Source organism: Psychrobacter sp. CMS30, assembly GCF_904846565.1.
Lineage (GTDB): Bacteria > Pseudomonadota > Gammaproteobacteria > Pseudomonadales > Moraxellaceae > Psychrobacter > Psychrobacter maritimus.
This window is the reverse complement of the sequence record NZ_CAJHBF010000009.1, coordinates 100,277-119,202: the sequence shown is the minus strand read 5'-3', so window position 1 is coordinate 119,202 and position 18,926 is coordinate 100,277. Positions and strand designations below refer to the sequence as shown.

Sequence of the window (18,926 nt, the reverse complement as noted above, 5' to 3'; positions counted from 1 at the left end):
CATTCTAAACTTATAAAAATAAAAAAAGCGCCGATTAATTTTTATATTAATCGGCGCTTTTGTTTGGCTTTAGTCTAATAATTGTTTGTCTACTGAGCTTATTTTATACCTGATAGAAACCCTTACTTGACGCGACCAATCCCCATATAGTCGCCGACTAGACCATCTATCTGCGTTCGCGACAAGGCATTTTGCGCATCGAATACAGGCATCGCTTGCTCATTAAGCTTGGCAATATCCAGCCTATTTTCTGGCAACCAGCTGATAATAAAGATTGCCTGCGCCTCATTAAGCTGTTGATACGGATTGTTTATCAACTGAAGTAATGGCTGCTGCTTATAAAGGGCGGCAAGCTCCGTTTGCGCTTTATCGCTATAAACCAGTGTACGGATATTATAAGACCATAATAATGCCAATAAAGGATGAATCGCTGACTCTGCTGTCCGTCCCGAGCCTGCTTTATAACTACCGCCCCAAATCATGACGGTTTTATTATCGATAAAACCATCAAAATATTGCCAAAACTTACGGAAGATCAGCTCTTTTTGGTCTTCATTAATATGGATAACCGATTGCAATAGCGGCATAGCCAAACTCTGCGCCTCACTTGATTGCTGCAGCTGAAGCAATTCCGTCGGTAGCGTATTACCACCAAACCCCCAACCCGCTTGCAAGTAGCTACTGCCCACACGCTCATCGAGTCCCATAATGTGACTGACCTGCTGGATATCAACCTGATGACTATCAGCCAAGCGTGACATTTCATTCATAAAGCTAACCCGCGTTGCCAGCATCGCCATGATACTACTACGGGCAAATTCTATCGTCGCAATATCGGCATGATGCGTTGCACGCGCATGCTGCATTAATGGTTGGAGCATATGTAGATGATAGCTGCTGTTTGGCGTTTTTTCACCGAGTAGCCATAACGACGGATTTAACATCGAGCTATAAGCATCACCATCTTTTAAGAAGACGAAGGGTAGATAATATACCCAAGCGCGCTGCAAACGTTTAGATAATGCGGCAACTGCACCCAACTGTTTAATACCACTCATGATGAGCGGTAATGCTTGCTGATGACTATGATTAAAGGCGGTAATCCAACTGTCCTCTAGCCATATTGAGCTAATACTATCTAAAAATAGCCAATATAGCGCAACTGATTTTTTCTCATCATTATCATTCGCCACTTCATAACGCTGTATCAGCTCATCAGCACTCTTTGGTAGCACATAGCTGACAATCTGTTGCTGCTGATCATACATCTGCCAAAGCGCTTGCAGATGATGCTCAAAACAATATTGTTGTAACTGCTGCGTCAATATATCTTTATCGGCATAGAGGTGAACCGCATGACCGAGACTTGCCAGTACCACTGCACTGGTAATCGCTTCAATACTATGACCGACAAGGACACAAACGTTATTATTTACCGCCGTATTATTAAACGGATTGGGTACAGATTCATGCTTATGTGTATTTATGGCATCAGCGCTCATGAGTTTACCTTTTATTATTGGGGAATTAGCAGCGTGAATAAATTAACAGCAGGCACTCTTAAGAAAGCAGCTTAATATGCTGTAATAGCTGATTAGTAGAGCTGTCGAACTGCTCACCACCCTCTTGCTGCATAGCGGCATGCACTGACTCTGCCATTTGCTTACCCATCTCGACACCCCACTGGTCAAACGGATTGATATCCCAAATGCTGGCCATCACATAAACCTTATGCTCATAAAGCGCGATTAATGCCCCCAAACTATGCGGGGTCAGCTCGTCAATCAATAAGGTTGTTGATGGCTGATTACCGCGGTAGTATTTATATTTATCAGCATCAGAAGCAATTTGTATATCAGCATCAGCAATAGCCGCATTGCCAAAAGCCAGTACCCGACTTTGCGCTAGACAGTTGGCTAAAGATAATTCATGCTGCTGCTGTAGCGAGGCATTGGTCGCTTTATCACTATAACGACGCACACAGGCGATAAAATCACAAGAGACTTGCTGCGTCCCTTGATGCAAAAGCTGATAAAAAGCATGCTGCGCGTTTGAGCCAATCTCACCCCATAAAATCGGACAAGTATCGTAGTCTAATCGCTCACCATGCAGCGTCACCGATTTACCATTACTTTCCATTTCAAGCTGGGTCAAGTAGCTTGGCAAATACTCTAAACGCCCATCATAAGGCAATACCGTATGAGCATTAACGTGTAAAAAGGTACTGTTCCAAACGGCAAGTAAACCTAATAATACCGGTAAATTTTCTGCAAAATTCGCTTGGGCGAAGTGCTCATCCATACTATGAGCGCCGGCCAATAACGCTTTAAAGCCATCGATACCGATACGAATGGCAATAGCCAATCCAATCGCTGACCATAAAGAAAAACGGCCACCAACCCATTCCCAAAGCTGCAATTGGTGCTCAGGATGAATACCCCAGGCGCTCATTTTCTCACTGTTGGCTGAAATACCAATAAAATGACGACGTAATACACTGTCCTCTGTACCTGCCCGCAGTTTTGCGGTTGCAAGCAGCCAAGACAGGGCGGTTTTGGCATTGGATAGCGTATCAACGGTACCAAAAGACTTAGAGGATATAATAAATAAGGTAGTTTCAGGATTTAAGTGTTTCAGCAAATTATCAAGTTGCGTGCCGTCCATATTGGAGACAAAATGCACTTCGATAGCAGTATCTGCCCACTCATCAAGCGCAGTGGTCGCCATCAGCGGCCCTAAATCAGAACCACCAACGCCGATATTAACCACATCGGTAATTGCCTTGCCGGAAAATCCACGCCATGTACCACTGCGTACACGCTCGGATAATCTGGCAACGCGCGCCAAGCTCTGATGCACATCAGTAACAACATCTTGCGTACCAACTTGCAGTTTTGCGGTAACTGGTAAGCGCAGCGCTGTGTGCAACGCCGCACGCTCCTCACTGGTATTGACCATCGCGCCTTGCAGCAAAGATTGAATCCGGCCTGATAAATCACAACTATCCGCTAAGCTTAACAGTGCGCCTAATACCGTCTCGTCAACACACTGCTTGCTATAATCCATATATAGCGCGCCAGCTTGCGTGCTAAAACGGCTCGTACGTTCAGCATCTTGGGTAAATAGTTTATCCAGCGACCATGGCTGTGCCGCCAACTCCTGTAACTGCTGCCAGTACTTAGAATTACGCGCGCTGCTATAGCGATTATTGCCTTTTATATCGTTCATGCACTACCCTTCATCTGCTAATTGCTGCTGAGCGAAATAAATAAACGCCTGCATATAAGAGCGCATATCACCGGCATCATAACTGGCACCGCACATCGTCGTGACATTGACGCCATATTGACTAATCAAGGCATCGATAGCATCAGTCAGTTGAATCTCACCGCCAACTGATGCCTTGGTATTGGCCAGATAGTCAAAAATATGGTTGCTAAAGACATAGCGCCCAACGACGGCCAATTTTGAAGGTGCATCTGCTAAACTTGGTTTTTCTACAAAACCGGCAACCTTAAAGCTCGTATTCGTATCTGCTTTATTATCTATATCGTGCGCACCGTTATCAGATTCACTTAACTGAGCGATACCGTATTTATGCACATCTTCATCGGCGACAGTATCGACCAATATCTGTGAGTGCTTGTCTTTAGCAAAAGACTCAATCATAAAAGCTAAATTGTCGGCAGTCATATCGGTGGTAAAGGGATCAAGCACCACATCAGGCAACATCACAGCAAAATCATGATCGCCGATAATTGGTCGCGCGGCAAGTACCGCATGCCCTAAACCTAACGGTTTACCTTGGCGTATCATTGATACCGTTACATCATCTGGTAGCCAATTTAAGCTATCGGCTAGCTCATTTTTACCTTTCGCTCTAAGCTGATTATCCAGCTCAGCATTGATATCAAAGTAATTTTCAATGGCACTTTTTTGCGCATGACCGACCAAGACAATATGCTTGATACCAGCTGCGATTGCTTCTTCAACGACATAGTGAATGGCCGGACGATTACCAAGCGGCAATAGCTCTTTTGGTACGGATTTAGATAATGGCAACATACGCGTGCCAAAGCCTGCAACGGGGATAACGACGTGGGTAATTTTTTTCATAATTTTTAAACTGTGTTAAAAGGTGTGAGATAAAAGCTAGGTTTAAACATAGTTTTTATACAATTTAAGCGATGTTATACCCATTCGGATTCATACTCTGCCAACGCCAGGTATCTTGGCACATTTCAGTAATAGACAGCTTGGCTTCCCAGCCCAATAATTCTTTCGCCTTATCAGCACTGGCATAGCAGCTAGCAATATCTCCTGCGCGGCGAGCAGAAAACTGATAAGGAATGTTTTGTCCTGATACTTCAGAAAAAGCCGTGACCAATTCTAAAACAGACGTTCCTTTACCTGTTCCTAGATTAATGGGTAAAAAACCTATTGAGCTGTATTTATCTTGACCTACTCGTTTCTGCAAATAATTAAGCGCAGCAACATGCCCTTGGGCAAGGTCAGTGACATGGATAAAGTCGCGTACCCCCGTACCATCGACGGTAGGATAGTCATTACCAAAAACACTAAGCTTTTCAAGCTTACCGACTGCTACTTGGGAGATATAAGGCATCAAATTATTAGGAATATCATTTGGATCTTCGCCAATCTGTCCTGATGGATGCGCGCCTACGGGATTAAAGTATCTAAGCGGAATAAGATTCCAGCCATCATTAGTTGCCGCTAAGCCTTCTAAAATATGCTCGACCGTAAGCTTACTTTGCCCATAAGGATTGGTACAAGAACGTGGTGATGTCTCGTCAATAGGCAGTACTTCAGGATCACCGTAAACAGTCGCAGACGATGAAAAAACGAGGTTTTTAACGTTTGCTTCTGCCATGACTTCTAGTAAAGTAATGGTGCCACTGACATTATTATTATAATACAACAGTGGCTTGGCAACGGATTCACCAACGGCCTTTAACCCCGCAAAATGAATCACACCAAAAAATGGATGCTCTGTAAATACTTGTCTGAGCAACTCAGCATCGCGAATATCGCCTTCGATAAATTCAATAGGCTGACCAATGAGAGTAGAGACGCGATTGATCGCTTCACGGCTACTATTGGATAGGTTGTCATATACCACGACATCATAGCCTGCTTGATGCAACGCTATACATGTGTGTGAGCCGATATATCCAGCGCCGCCCGTAACCAATATCTTGTTTTTCATAATTGCTACATTTTAGTCGAAGAAAAGTTATTTTTAGAATAAAAAAAGACACCCCATTGTAGGGGTGCCTTGTATTTTTTTCAACGACGTTTCGGTATTAGATTATCGATTAATATCTAAATTACCAACCAGTAACTTCTTTTAGCTTGTCACCGATTTTTGATGGATCGCGAGTATAAGCAATACCAGCGTCTTCAAAGGCTTTAAATTTCTCTTCAGCAGTACCTTGACCACCAGAGATAATCGCACCAGCATGACCCATACGCTTACCAGCAGGTGCGGTAACACCAGCGATATAACCAACAACTGGCTTAGTCACGTGCTCTTTGATATAAGCAGCCGCTTCTTCTTCAGCAGTACCACCAATCTCACCGATTAATACGATAGCTTCAGTTTGTGGATCGTCTTGGAACAGTTTTAATGCGTCAATCTGATTCATACCAGGGATAGGATCGCCACCGATACCAATACAAGTTGACTGACCAAAGCCAAGCTTAGTGGTCTGTGCAACCGCTTCATAAGTCAACGTACCAGAGCGTGAGATGATACCCACTTTACCTGGCAAATGGATATGACCTGGCATGATACCGATTTTACACTGACCTGGAGTGATAACGCCTGGGCAGTTTGGACCGACCATACGTACGCCGTCTGCTTCTTCGATATAACGCTTAGCTTTTAGCATATCGATAGTCGGTACGCCTTCAGTGATCACAACGATCAACTTTACACCGGCATCGACCGCTTCAACGATAGAATCTAGTACAAATGGTGCAGGTACGTAGATAACTGATGCGTCAGCTTGGGTCGCTTCCATCGCTTCCGCCATGGTGTTAAATACTGGCAAACCTAGGTGCGTTTGACCGCCTTTACCTGGAGTTACGCCGCCAACAACTTTGGTGCCGTATTCAATCGCTTGTTCAGAGTGGAATGTACCGTTCTTACCGGTAAAACCTTGTACCAATACTTTGGTATCTTTATCAATTAATACACTCATTATTTTTTCCTTATTCGGTTGTCTTGCAATAGCAGTTTGCTAGCTTATCTGTCGTTAAATGTTAACGATTGATATTCATACTAAAAACTGCCATCACGCTTTGACTATAATGCTTAAGCGTTTGTTTAAGCGCATACTAATTAATACAATCGCGCTTATGTTAACGACTTATATTAAAGACTTACGCTTTAACCGCATCGACAATTTTTTGCGCCGCGTCTGCTAGGCCTTGGGCTGAAGTCAGTTTCAGACCAGATTCTTCTAGAATCTGTAAGCCCAATTCAGCGTTATTACCTTCTAGACGTACAACGACAGGTACTTTTACGTCGACTTCTTTAACCGCAGCGATAATGGCTTCTGCAATCATGTCACAACGTACGATACCGCCAAAGATGTTGATTAAAACACCTTCAACACTGCTGTCTTCTAGAATGATTTTGAACGCTTCAACAACGCGATCTTTGGTTGCACCGCCGCCAACGTCCAAGAAGTTAGCAGGTTTGCCGCCATACAGTTTGATGATGTCCATGGTCGCCATTGCCAGACCAGCACCGTTGACCATACAACCGATGTTACCTTCTAGGGCAACATAGTTTAGGTCAAATTCAGCTGCTTTTAGCTCGCGCTCGTTTTCTTGCGTTTTGTCTTGTAGCGCAGCTATTTTAGGCAAACGATATAAAGCGTTTGAGTCGATACCAATTTTGCCATCGACACAAACGATTTCGCCATTTTCGCGAACCGCTAATGGGTTAATCTCTAGTAACGCAAAATCATTGTCAATGAATGCTTGATAAGCACCGCTCATCAGTTTTACAAACTGGTTGATTTGCTTGCCTTCAAGACCCAGTTTAAATGCCACTTCACGTGCTTGGTAAGGCATTAAACCGACTAATGGATCAACGCTTACTTTAAAGATTTTTTCTGGGGTTTCGCTTGCGACTTCTTCGATATCAACGCCGCCTTCGGTTGATGCCATAAAAGTCACGCGACGTGTAGAACGGTCAACAACTGCGCCAAGATATAGCTCAGTTTGTACTGGGTACATATCTTCTGCAACCAATACAAAGTTTACTGGTTGGCCGTCAGCGTCAGTCTGGAACGTAACCAGATTGGTACCGATAAGCGCTTCAGCAACTTGCTTAGCTTCTTCACGAGTCTTAACCAATTTAACACCGCCCGCTTTACCACGGCCGCCAGCATGTACTTGCGCTTTGATAACCGCAATGTCTGTAGGCGTTTTATCAAAAGCAGCGGCAGCTTCGTCGCCGTTATAGGCGATGATACCTTCTTGAATGGGCAAACCGTAGCTTTTTAATAGCTCTTTTGCTTGATACTCATGTAAATTCATTGATTGTATCCTTTATTTTTTACAATTAATAAAAAGTGAAATCAAGTGCGTAGAAGAATATATCTGAGCACTTATGATGATGGCGACCAGTATCTCAATAATGATAGCGGTCGCCTCATCCGGTTAAACTTGATATTTACTTAAATTGTCTTAGCTTTAACTTTCTCAGCTTTAATCATTTTAACTTTAAAAGCTACTTACGCTTTTTACGCTGGATGGCGTGAATCGCGCGACCATCTGCTGATAACGCTGCTTCATGAACCGCTTCAGAAATGGTTGGATGCGCAAAGGTCATTAACTGCAAGTCTTCGATGCTTGATACAAATTCCATCGCAATCATACCTTGATGGACGATATCGCCAGCACCAGCAGAAATGGCATGCATACCTAATAAACGGTCTGTTTTAGCATCAGCAACGACTTTGATAGAGCCTTGTGCTTCACTTTGGGCAAGCGCACGGCCGTTAGCTGCTAGGTTAAATGAACCGGTTTTTACTTCATAACCCGCTTCAGTCGCTGCTTGTTCAGTCAAACCAACCCATGCGATTTCTGGATGGGTATAAATGACATTAATGATAGTGTCATAGTTAACTTGTGCTTTTTCGCCATGAATGCGCTCAACCGCCATCATGCCTTCTTCCATTGCTTTATGCGCAAGCATAGGGCCGCGGACCAAGTCACCGATAGCGTAAACGCCATCAAGGTTGGTTTTACATTGGTCATCGACATCGATTAGACCGCGTTCAGTCAAGGTGATACCGCTGTCTGCGCCCAATAGTTTTTCAGAATAGGCACGGCGACCAACACAAACGATTAACTTATCAAAGCTTTCTTCAGATAACTCGCCTTTAGCTTCGCTAGTTACGACAACTTGGTCGCCTTTCACTTCAGCATTGGTCACTTTGGTATCGACACGGATATCAAGGCCTTGCTTCTTCAGCATTTTGCCCGCTTCTTTAGCGATATCTTTGTCAGCGGCGGCTAAGAAACTTGGTAGCGCTTCATAAACCACCACTTCTGCACCCAAACGACGCCATACTGAACCTAGCTCTAGACCGATAACACCGGCACCAATAACGCCTAAACGCTTAGGTACTTCAGTGAAATCAAGCGCGCCGGTAGAATCAACGATGCGATCGCCATCAGTTTTTGCCATAGGAATATCGATAGGAACAGAACCTGCTGCAAGAATCACGTTTTTAGCCGTGATAATGGTTTCTGCTTCGTCAGCAAGGGCGGTAAATTTAACTTTTTTATCCGCGCCTTTACCATCTTCCAACGTGCCCCAACCTTGAAGCCAGTCAACGCCATTACCTTTTAACAATGCCGCAACGCCGCCGGTCAATTGCTTAACGATGCCTTCTTTACGGGCAATCATTTGCTCGATATCGATAGCAACGTCGCCGGTGCTGATACCATGTTCAGCAAGGTCATGCTTAGTCGCTTCATAACGATGCGAGCTATCCAGCAAGGCTTTTGATGGGATACAACCGACGTTTAAGCAAGTACCGCCAAGTGCTGGCTCGCCTTTATAAACGCGTTTTTCGATACAAGCAACGCTCATACCCAGTTGGCCTGCACGAATAGCGGCTTCATAACCACCAGGACCGCCGCCGATGACGACTAGATCATAATTGTCTTTCATAGTACGTTCCTATTTCTAATTCTAATTTCAGTTAGGATTTGAATGATTAATTAAGCTCATGATAAATAAAGGCACATTTTATTCTGTCGTTAATACACGCTAAGAACGAAATGTTATCTGACATTTATCAATAAACCACAATCACCTATTCCAAAGTTAAAAAGCTTGTATCAGTGGTTACCGATACAAGCTCATAGGCTTAAAGGTCTAATAGCAACATGGTTGGATCTTCGACCAACTCTTTGATAGTTACTAAGAACTGCACTGCCTCTTTACCATCAATCATACGGTGGTCATAAGAAAGTGCTAGGTACATCATTGGTAAAATCTCAACTTTACCATCGACTGCCATCGGACGATCATTGATAGCATGCATACCTAAGATAGCGGTTTGTGGTGGATTCAAGATTGGCGTTGACATGAGTGAACCAAATACGCCGCCGTTTGAGATAGTGAACGTACCACCAGTCATCTCATCTAGACCAAGCTTACCTTTTTGTGCTTTACCACCCAATTCACGAATCTTAGCTTCAACATCAGCCATGCTCATGCGATCGGCATCACGTAGTACAGGAACAACCAAACCACGATCTGAAGATACGGCAACACCGATATCATAGTAGCCATGATAAACGATATCATCACCATCTAGTGAGGCGTTAACCGCTGGGAAGCGTTTCAATGCTTCAGTCGCCGCTTTTACGAACAACGACATAAAGCCTAGACGTACGCCGTGACGCTTTTCAAACTGCTCTTTATACTTAGCACGCATGTCCATCAACGGTTTCATGTTGACTTCGTTAAACGTGGTTAGCATCGCTGTTTCTTGCGAAGCAGCTAGCAGACGATTGGCAACTGTTTTACGTAGGCGCGTCATTGGTACGCGTTTTTCAGTACGCTCACCTGTTGACTCAGCGACTGGACGACCGCTATCAGATTTGATAGAGCTGTCAGCTTTTAGCGTTGGGTTCGCCATGTCGGTTTTGGTCACACGACCGCCGCGGCCACTGCCTTCGACGTCTTTAGGATCAACGCCAGACTCTTTCGCCGCTTTACGTACTGCAGGGCTTTGATCTTTATGATCGGCTTCGTCTTTTTTATCTGTCGCTTGCACTGGCTCGCCGCCATCAGTACCTTGCTTCGCTTGTACTGGCGCTGCTGGCTGATCTGGATCAACTGCAGGAGCATCACCTTTATCAGCGCTACCACTATCTGTACTACCGCTGGCACCTGCTTCAAATTCTGCGATTAACTCGTCAGACAAAACAGTATCGTCAACTTGCTTAACGATTTTAGTCACAACACCATTATCAGGTGCAACAACTTCTAATACCACTTTATCAGTTTCGATTTCAGCCAATAAGTCATCACGGCTAACTTCTTGACCTTCAGTGACATGCCATTCCACGATGGTGCCGTCGGCAACCGATTCTGGAAACACGGGGGCTTTAATTTCAGCCATCGATATACTCCTTAGATGTTGATATTACTATTTATTATTAAGTCGTGATAAGCAGTCAGTACCGTTTTAAATTGTCTTGCTGAAATGGTCATACCGAGTACTGACTGTTATCGCCTGATTCATGTATCTTGAATAATCTGTTACGTAAACGAGTCGCTATTTAGACAGCTCATCCACACTGATGCCAAGGCTACCAGCAATCAAATCTTGTTGCTGTTTGACATGCAGTTTTGCCGAACCTGTCGCTGGTGCTGCACTAGCAGGACGCGCCACTGGCTCCATGACTTTCGCCTTGGTTGGGTGCGGCACGACAATGCGGAACATGTGCGGCGCTAAATAATACCAAGCACCTTGGTTCAATGGCTCTTCTTGCGTCCAAACAATCTCAGCCAAATTGCTATATTTCTCAATTTCAGCAATCAAACGTTTCTCTGGCAATGGATAAAGCTGCTCAATACGCACAATCGCAACATGGTCAAGACCTAACGCACGGCGCTGCTCTAGCAAGTCATAATAAACTTTACCGCCACATAGCACCATACGAGTCACGTTGTTCGGATTTTGCTGATCCATCTCTGGCAATACCGTTTCAAACTTACCGTTTGCCAACTCTTCAAGGTTTGACGTCGCAAGCTTATGACGTAGCAAACTCTTCGGTGACATAACGATCAACGGCTTACGAATCGGACGTACCGCTTGACGGCGTAGCGCATGATAAATTTGCGCTGGCGTCGTTGGCGTAATCACTTGCATATTATCTTCAGCACATAGCTGCAAGAAGCGCTCAAGACGAGCAGATGAATGCTCAGGACCTTGACCTTCATAGCCGTGTGGTAACAACATGGTTAGACCACAAACACGCTGCCATTTGGTCTCGCCACTTGAGATAAATTGGTCAATAACCACTTGTGCGCCGTTGACAAAGTCACCGAACTGGGCTTCCCAAACGATTAGAGCATTTGGCACAGTCGTTGCGTAGCCATATTCAAAGGCCAATACCGCTTCTTCTGACAATAATGAGTTATAAGTGGCAAAACGCGCTTGTTTTTCACTGATGTGTGACAGTGGCACATACATGCTGCCATCATTAACGTTATAGATTTCGCTATGGCGATGCGAGAACGTACCACGGCCAACGTCTTCTCCGGTAATACGAACCAACACCCCATCATGATCAACCAATGAGGCATAAGCCAAGGTTTCAGCTGCGCCCCAGTTAAGAGGCTCTTCACCGGTTTGCATGGCTAAGCGCTGTTCGACCATTTTTTGTACTTGGCGTTGCAGCTTGTAGCCTTCTGGCATCTCGGCCATACGGCGACCATAACCTTTTAGTATTTCGATATCGACACTGGTATCCCAGTCATCAACCAAGTCATGACCCAAATAAGGTTTCCAATCGACAAACAGCTCTTCGTTAGGCTGACTAACCAAAGAGTTGGCAACATAATCACCACGGTCTAAGGATTCACGATATTCATCTTCGTAGCGTTTTTCATCTTCTTGGTTAAGCAGACCTTCCTCAATCAGCTTTTGCGCATAGATAGTACGCGTCGTTGGTAGCTTCTTAATAACGGCATACATCAATGGCTGAGTTGCTGATGGCTCATCGGCTTCGTTATGACCGTTACGGCGATAGCAGAACAAGTCAATGATAATGTCTTTATCAAACTCATGACGGTAATCTAATGCCAATTGAGCGGCAAATACGACTGACTCAGGATCATCGCCATTCACGTGCAAGATAGGTGCATGCACCATTTTTGCCACGTCAGTACAATATTCCGTTGAACGCGCATCTTCTTGACGGCTGGTGGTGAAACCAACTTGGTTATTGATAACAATATGAACCGTACCGCCCGTGGTATAAGCACGAGTCTGTGACATCTGGAAGGTTTCTTGTACCACACCTTGACCAGCAAAAGCAGCGTCACCATGGATAACGATTGGCAGTACTGAGTTACCAGTTTTATTGTCTTGTAATGGCTGATCGTTACGACGAACCTGACGGGCGCGTACCGACCCTTGCAGTACAGGTGCCACAATCTCAAGATGCGATGGGTTAAACGCCAATGCTAAATGTACCTCGCCACCTGGCGTCATCACGTTCGATGAAAAACCGTTATGGTATTTAACGTCACCTGAGCCTTTTTCTGGCTGTACTTTACCATCGAATTCATCGAACAAATCGGCAGGGTTTTTACCCAAGATATTAACCAGTAAGTTCAAGCGTCCACGGTGAGCCATACCAATGACCATCTCTTTGGTGCCATAACCGCCAGCACGTTGGATGATTTCATTGATAGCAGGGATAAAGCTCTCGCCGCCTTCTAGACCAAAACGCTTAACGCCCGTATATTTACGAGCCAAGTATTTCTCTAAGCCTTCAGCAGCAGTCAGACGCTCAAGAATTGATAAACGTTTTTCTTTATCAAACTCGATGTAACCTAAATTGGTTTCTAGATATTTTTCCATCCAGCGTTTTTCTGTGCTGGTGGTCACGTGCATATACTCGACACCCATGTAACGACAGTAAACACGCTCCATGATTTCGATAATTTCACGTAATGTCGCTTCATCCTTACCAATATTTAAATCATTGGTTGGGAATACCGTATCAAGGTCAGCTTCTGACAGGTTGTGATAAGCAAGGGTTAAATCTTCCACTTCTGCACGTGGATGTAGTTCTAAGGGATCAAGCTTAGCGCGGCGATGACCACGGCGACGGTACGCTGAAATCAGTTGCTGCACGCCCATTTGTTTTGGGTCAGCACAGTTACCTGGATCGTTAGCGGTTGCGCCAGACGTATCAGCACTCACTTTATTAGCAGTCTGATTACGTGCTAACAATAAGAACTGGTCTTTAATCGCATTATGCGCGGCATCGTTTGGTGATTTGTATTGTTCAAAATACGCTTGCCAATCGCTATCAACGCTACTAGGATCGTCTAGATATTGCTCATAGAGCGCTTCGATGTAACTGGCATTATCAGCGGCCAGTTCAGTATGATCTACGCTCACTGCTTCTTTAGTTATACTATTCATAATAATCGTCTATTTGATAGATAAATGAATGGAATCGTGCTTATTATTGTGTCATGCGTTGTAGATTGGCGATATTTACCATCAGTTTTTAATACTCTCTATTAGTTTTTAAAACTAAAGCGTTGACACTAAAAGCTATCTAACGATAAAAAAGCCTGATTGCAATACCAATCTTACAATTACAATTATTTGTGAACGGCCGGTTTTCTTAATCGTCTCGTTTCACAACATTAATTTATATATAATGCTATCAGCTATAACCAAATTGTTAATGATAAGGTTTTTAGCCCAGCATTTTTCTTTCAGTTAGCCTATCAATTGGCTATTTTTACTGAAATGTCTTCCTATGGTAGAAAATTGGCGTATATTCCGCCAAACATACATTGCCGTATAGAGTAACATGCCTACCCTATGGGCCATAGTTTGTTTGTTCAATACTAGGTATTTACGTAATGAATATCTATTATCATTTTTCGCAACTTTGCATCTGTAATACTAAACAATATTACCATATTCAATTATATAGGGAGACGCGCGATATAGCATGTCTTCTTACATACAAGCAACGTATTGTTAATACAGCCTTACTTACCCTCACGGATTCGCCACTGGCCCTCAACAATACCGCTCACGATATCAATATGGTCGTGTTAATAAGAAAAACAATGGCTTATCACTTAAAAAAATAGCTAAATGCTAATATTTTTTAATAAAAAACACCACCTAATGATAGGTGGTGTTTTTGATGGCGCTATTATAAAGCTAATTGACCATAAAAGGTAGACTAACCTGCATGATCAAGCAGTAAATTACGTAGATGACCAATTGCTTTGGTTGGATTCAAACCTTTTGGACAGACTGAAACACAGTTCATAATACCGCGGCAACGGAACAAGCTGAACGGATCGTCTAAACGTGCTAGACGCGCACGCGTATCAGTATCACGGCTGTCAGAAACGAAACGGTTGGCATTCAATAGTGCTGCTGGACCCAAGAACTTATCAGGGTTCCACCAGAACGATGGGCAGCTGGTTGAACAGCATGCACATAAGATACACTCATACAAACCGTTCAATTTTTCGCGTTGCTCAGGTGACTGCAAACGCTCTGTTGCTGGCGCTGGCTGGTCATTGATTAAGAACGGATGAACTTTTTCGTACTGCTCGTAAAATTGGTTCATATCGACAACCAAATCACGAACAACCGGTAAACCTGGTAACGGACGAACCGTTACTTTTTCAGGCAAGGTATTCATGTTGATTAAACATGCAAGACCATTTTTACCATTGATGTTCATGCCGTCAGAACCGCAAATACCTTCACGGCATGAGCGACGGAAGGTAAGTGTCTCATCTTCCTTTTTTAGGCGTAATAACACGTCAAGCAACATACGATCTGAGTCTAACAACTCAACCGTATAAGTTTGCATGCGCGGCGCTGCGTCCACATCAGGATCGTAGCGATAGATTTCGATGGTGCGAGTACCTCGGCTCATAATGCTAAACTCCACACGTAGATGATGGCGGGCTGACAAACCGTACAATCTAAAGACTGTAAACTATCAGCGCTGGTATGTCTAAATCTCAGCGCTGATAGCGGCCTGTCGCTGGCGGTCACCTTTTTAATAAATTAATAAGGGATAAAACGTTTTTTACAGTGCGTAAAAATCATGCGCACCCAGTCTAGAATTAATAGACGCGGACTTTTGGCTCGATATAATCGACGGTCAATGGCACTTTACGAACCGGCTTATAGATAATCTTATTGCCTTCAGAATACCATAAGGTATGCTTCATCCATTCTCTATCGTTACGGCCGTTTGGTGCGTATTCATCATCTTCTGGACGATCATAGTCAGACACACTGTGCGCGCCGCGGCTTTCGTGACGCTTAGCCGCTGATATCATCGTTGCTTTTGCCACTTCATACAAGTTAGCAACTTCGAACGCTTCAATACGCGCGGTGTTAAAGACTTGTGATTTATCCGCCAAATGGATTTGGTCGATTTTTTCACCAAGCGCTAGGATTTTCTCAACGCCTTCGTCCATCATCGCTTGCGTACGGAATACGCTGGCATGCGTTTGCATGGTTGCACGAATCTCGTCAGCAACGTCTTGAGCATTATAGCCCGAGGTTGATTGTTGCAGTTTGTCTAAACGACGCACGGTAAAATCAAGAACACGTGGGTCTAATGGCTTATAGTTGTGGTCAGCATGATGGAATTCATCAACGATATGCTTACCAGCAGCGCGACCAAAGACCAATAAATCAAGTAGTGAGTTGGTACCTAAACGGTTAGCACCATGAACACTCACACAAGCACACTCACCGATAGCATAAAGACCTTTAACGACGTTGCCTTTTGCATATAAACCGTCTTCATCGGTACCCGCTTCTAGATCCGGAACAATCACTTGACCATGAATCGTGGTTGGAATACCACCCATCATATAGTGAATGGTTGGGATAACGGGAATTGGCTCTTTAGTGATGTCAACGTTGGCGAAGTTCTTACCAATCTCAAATACTGATGGTAGACGCTTCATGATGGTTTCAACGCCTAAATGCGTCATATCCATTACGATATGGTCAGCATTCGGACCACAACCACGGCCTTCTTTGATTTCTTGGTCCATAGAGCGTGATACTAAATCACGTGGTGCCAAGTCTTTTACGGTTGGCGCATAACGCTCCATAAAGGCTTCGCCATCTTTATTACGTAAGATAGCGCCTTCACCGCGGCAACCTTCGGTCAATAGTACGCCGGCACCATGAACGCCGGTTGGGTGGAACTGCCAGAATTCCATGTCTTGTAGTGGAATGCCTGCGCGAACCGCCATGCCAATACCGTCACCAGTATTGATATAAGCGTTGGTAGAGGCCGCAAAGATACGACCTGCGCCGCCTGTCGCTAATACAGTGATTGGCGACTGGAATACCGCAACAGTACCCGTTTCTTGTTCAATAGCGATGACGCCATTGATATTACCAGCGTCGTCTTTGATCAAATCAAGGGCAATCCACTCGATAAAGAATTCAGTACCTTGCTGTAGGTTTTTTTGATATAGCGTATGTAGTAGCGCGTGACCGGTACGGTCAGCAGCAGCACACGCACGTTGTACGGCTTTTTCGCCATAGTTTGAGGTATGACCACCGAATGGGCGCTGATAAATCGTGCCGTCTTCGTTACGGTCAAACGGCATACCCATGTGCTCAAGCTCATACACCACTTTTGGCGCTTCACGGCACATGTATTCAATGGCGTCTTGGTCACCTAACCAATCTGACCCTTTAACGGTGTCATAAAAGTGAAAGTGCCAGTTATCATTGCTCATATTACCCAAACTTGCACCGATCCCGCCTTGAGCAGCAACGGTGTGCGAACGGGTTGGGAATACTTTGGTCAAGACTGCAACCTTCATGCCCGCTTCCGCTAAATGCAATGAAGCACGCATACCTGAGCCGCCGCCACCAACGATGACCGCGTCGTAGTTCAGGGTTTTAATATTACTAATGGTATTATCTTGTCTAGTTGCCATTACGGTTTTCCTAATGCCTGTTAATGCTTAGAAGTAAATAAAAAGGTTGGTCTGCATCTTATTGTGCGCTAACGCTAGCAAGCTTTTGCTGCAACGCTACCGACAATAATCAAAATACAATACAAACAGCCTTCAACCACTTAATTTGCATATCTATCGTTATATTGGGCTTACTCACTTGTTCACAGCTTTTATCTATTAAATAAGCGTCATTTACCGTATCAGTAATTGTGAATTTAGTGGGCACCCAACGCTATGATTAGCTATGACTATTTTGGCTACTAACGGATGTCTATTACCTATAGCACTTTAAAGTACGTTATTTAAAATAAACGCTTTCAAATAAGCGAATCATCGCCAATGCTGTCAGGTTCGTCCGTTGTTATGGTTAGATATTCAATTTATAAAAATCAGATAGATCAATATCTAAACCTATGATTAATGGTTAAACCGCAACAACACCGAAGCCGTTACCCCAAAAAATCATAATGCCCCAAAATAGGAAAACTAAAATAGCGATAATCATTAATGACTGTAGCACTAAACGTAGACCTGCTGCGCTTGAGCCCAGTTTGCCAGTGGTAATATAGTCAGTAAATACCGTCCACATACCAACCCAAGCATGACCAGCCAACGCCAAAACGGCCAATAAGCTGAACAGACGCATCGGTAAACTGGTCATAAATTCCGACCATTCAACGAAGCTTACATTGCCATGAGTTAAGAAGAAGCCCAGTAATACCACACTGTATACGGCTAAAACCACACCACTGATACGCTGGATAATCCAATCACGTGAACCTGAGCCGGTTAGACCAGTAGCGCTTTTGATTCCTGAATCATTTTTCATTAGAACATCACCCATACAAATGACGCGACAATTAAGATTGCTGCAATTACAAAGCTAATCATAGAAGCGGCACGGCCAGATTTTAGCTCCTCATTCATACCCATATCAGCAAATAAATGCTTGATACCCATCACAAAGTGATAAGCGATGGCGGCGACAAAAATCCACGCCAAAAAGCGAACAAGGACATTGTCAAATATGGCTTCAAAACTCTCAGGCGACGCCAAAGAATTCTGTAATATCCATAACATGACAGGAATAAGTAAAAATAAAATAATGCCAGAGATACGATGCAAGATTGAAGCTATCGCAATCGGTGAGCGATTAACGCTAATCACTTGGCTTAAGGGCAGATCAATAGGTCGGTTGCTTTTCACAGCGGGCATCCTTTTTGCGGTTATACTCCTGTATCTGCTATCAACGCTTGGTACAAATACACTTCCATAAGCGGCGAGCAACACATGAGATGAATAAGGTAAGGAAGGGCTAGCTGACGTTATTTCATTTGCGCTAAATTTGATAGATAGATTTTATATAGGAAACACGCTCTCTATATATCGTTTCTATGAGACCTTTTTCTATAAGGCTTCTATAGATTTCTATAAGGACTCTATAGACGGCTCAACCTCGCTTGTGGAACAGATAATCCCTACCAATAACAAGCTGTCTGCGTGTTTTATAATAGTAAGCACGCAGCATGGGATAAATCGATTAACTAGTCTATTTTTACTGCTTGCCATCAACAAAAAAAGATAACGCCAGGGTGTCATCTCTATATTATCATTTTTTATTAAGGTAAACTTCACTGTTGGATAT

General features: G+C 43.9%; 13 protein-coding genes. All 13 read right to left on the bottom strand.

Going from position 1 to position 18,926, the window contains the following annotated elements; translation table 11 throughout:
- Positions 1–122: 122 nt before the first annotated feature.
- The 13 genes from JMX94_RS06735 to sdhC all read right to left on the bottom strand — a co-directional run bounded on the left by JMX94_RS06735 (position 123) and on the right by sdhC (position 18,496).
- Positions 123–1,502 (bottom strand): UDP-glucose/GDP-mannose dehydrogenase family protein, encoded by a 1,380-nt coding sequence (locus JMX94_RS06735; protein WP_201564357.1) that lies wholly within the window; start codon positions 1,500–1,502, stop codon positions 123–125.
- Between the two features lie 58 nt (positions 1,503–1,560).
- Positions 1,561–3,228 (bottom strand): glucose-6-phosphate isomerase, encoded by a 1,668-nt coding sequence (pgi, locus tag JMX94_RS06730; protein WP_201564355.1) that lies wholly within the window; start codon positions 3,226–3,228, stop codon positions 1,561–1,563.
- Positions 3,229–3,231: 3 nt separating this feature from the next.
- On the bottom strand, positions 3,232–4,116 hold the full coding sequence (locus tag JMX94_RS06725) for a UTP--glucose-1-phosphate uridylyltransferase (RefSeq protein ID WP_201564353.1): 885 nt from the start codon (positions 4,114–4,116) through the stop codon (positions 3,232–3,234).
- 64 nt (positions 4,117–4,180) lie between these two features.
- Positions 4,181–5,227: a UDP-glucose 4-epimerase GalE gene (gene galE / locus JMX94_RS06720; protein WP_201564351.1), complete on the bottom strand. Its 1,047-nt coding sequence runs from the start codon at positions 5,225–5,227 to the stop codon at positions 4,181–4,183.
- Positions 5,228–5,348: 121 nt separating this feature from the next.
- On the bottom strand, positions 5,349–6,224 hold the full coding sequence (gene sucD, locus JMX94_RS06715) for a succinate--CoA ligase subunit alpha (protein ID WP_201542416.1): 876 nt from the start codon (positions 6,222–6,224) through the stop codon (positions 5,349–5,351).
- 181 nt (positions 6,225–6,405) lie between these two features.
- Positions 6,406–7,572 (bottom strand): ADP-forming succinate--CoA ligase subunit beta, encoded by a 1,167-nt coding sequence (gene sucC, locus JMX94_RS06710; RefSeq protein ID WP_201564349.1) that lies wholly within the window; start codon positions 7,570–7,572, stop codon positions 6,406–6,408.
- A 193-nt stretch (positions 7,573–7,765) separates the two neighbouring features.
- Positions 7,766–9,217, bottom strand: a complete 1,452-nt coding sequence (gene lpdA / locus JMX94_RS06705; protein ID WP_201564347.1) for a dihydrolipoyl dehydrogenase — start codon at positions 9,215–9,217, stop codon at positions 7,766–7,768.
- 199 nt (positions 9,218–9,416) lie between these two features.
- Positions 9,417–10,679, bottom strand: coding sequence for a 2-oxoglutarate dehydrogenase complex dihydrolipoyllysine-residue succinyltransferase (gene odhB, locus JMX94_RS06700; RefSeq protein WP_201564345.1), 1,263 nt, complete (start codon positions 10,677–10,679; stop codon positions 9,417–9,419).
- Positions 10,680–10,835: 156 nt separating this feature from the next.
- On the bottom strand, positions 10,836–13,721 hold the full coding sequence (locus tag JMX94_RS06695) for a 2-oxoglutarate dehydrogenase E1 component (RefSeq protein ID WP_201564343.1): 2,886 nt from the start codon (positions 13,719–13,721) through the stop codon (positions 10,836–10,838).
- Positions 13,722–14,505: 784 nt separating this feature from the next.
- Positions 14,506–15,216, bottom strand: a complete 711-nt coding sequence (locus tag JMX94_RS06690; RefSeq protein ID WP_183619461.1) for a succinate dehydrogenase iron-sulfur subunit — start codon at positions 15,214–15,216, stop codon at positions 14,506–14,508.
- A 193-nt stretch (positions 15,217–15,409) separates the two neighbouring features.
- Positions 15,410–17,260: a succinate dehydrogenase flavoprotein subunit gene (gene sdhA, locus JMX94_RS06685; protein ID WP_201564341.1), complete on the bottom strand. Its 1,851-nt coding sequence runs from the start codon at positions 17,258–17,260 to the stop codon at positions 15,410–15,412.
- A 445-nt stretch (positions 17,261–17,705) separates the two neighbouring features.
- On the bottom strand, positions 17,706–18,092 hold the full coding sequence (sdhD, locus tag JMX94_RS06680) for a succinate dehydrogenase, hydrophobic membrane anchor protein (RefSeq protein ID WP_227670405.1): 387 nt from the start codon (positions 18,090–18,092) through the stop codon (positions 17,706–17,708).
- 17 nt (positions 18,093–18,109) lie between these two features.
- On the bottom strand, positions 18,110–18,496 hold the full coding sequence (sdhC, locus tag JMX94_RS06675) for a succinate dehydrogenase, cytochrome b556 subunit (protein ID WP_191691306.1): 387 nt from the start codon (positions 18,494–18,496) through the stop codon (positions 18,110–18,112).
- Between the last annotated feature and the right edge of the window lie 430 nt (positions 18,497–18,926).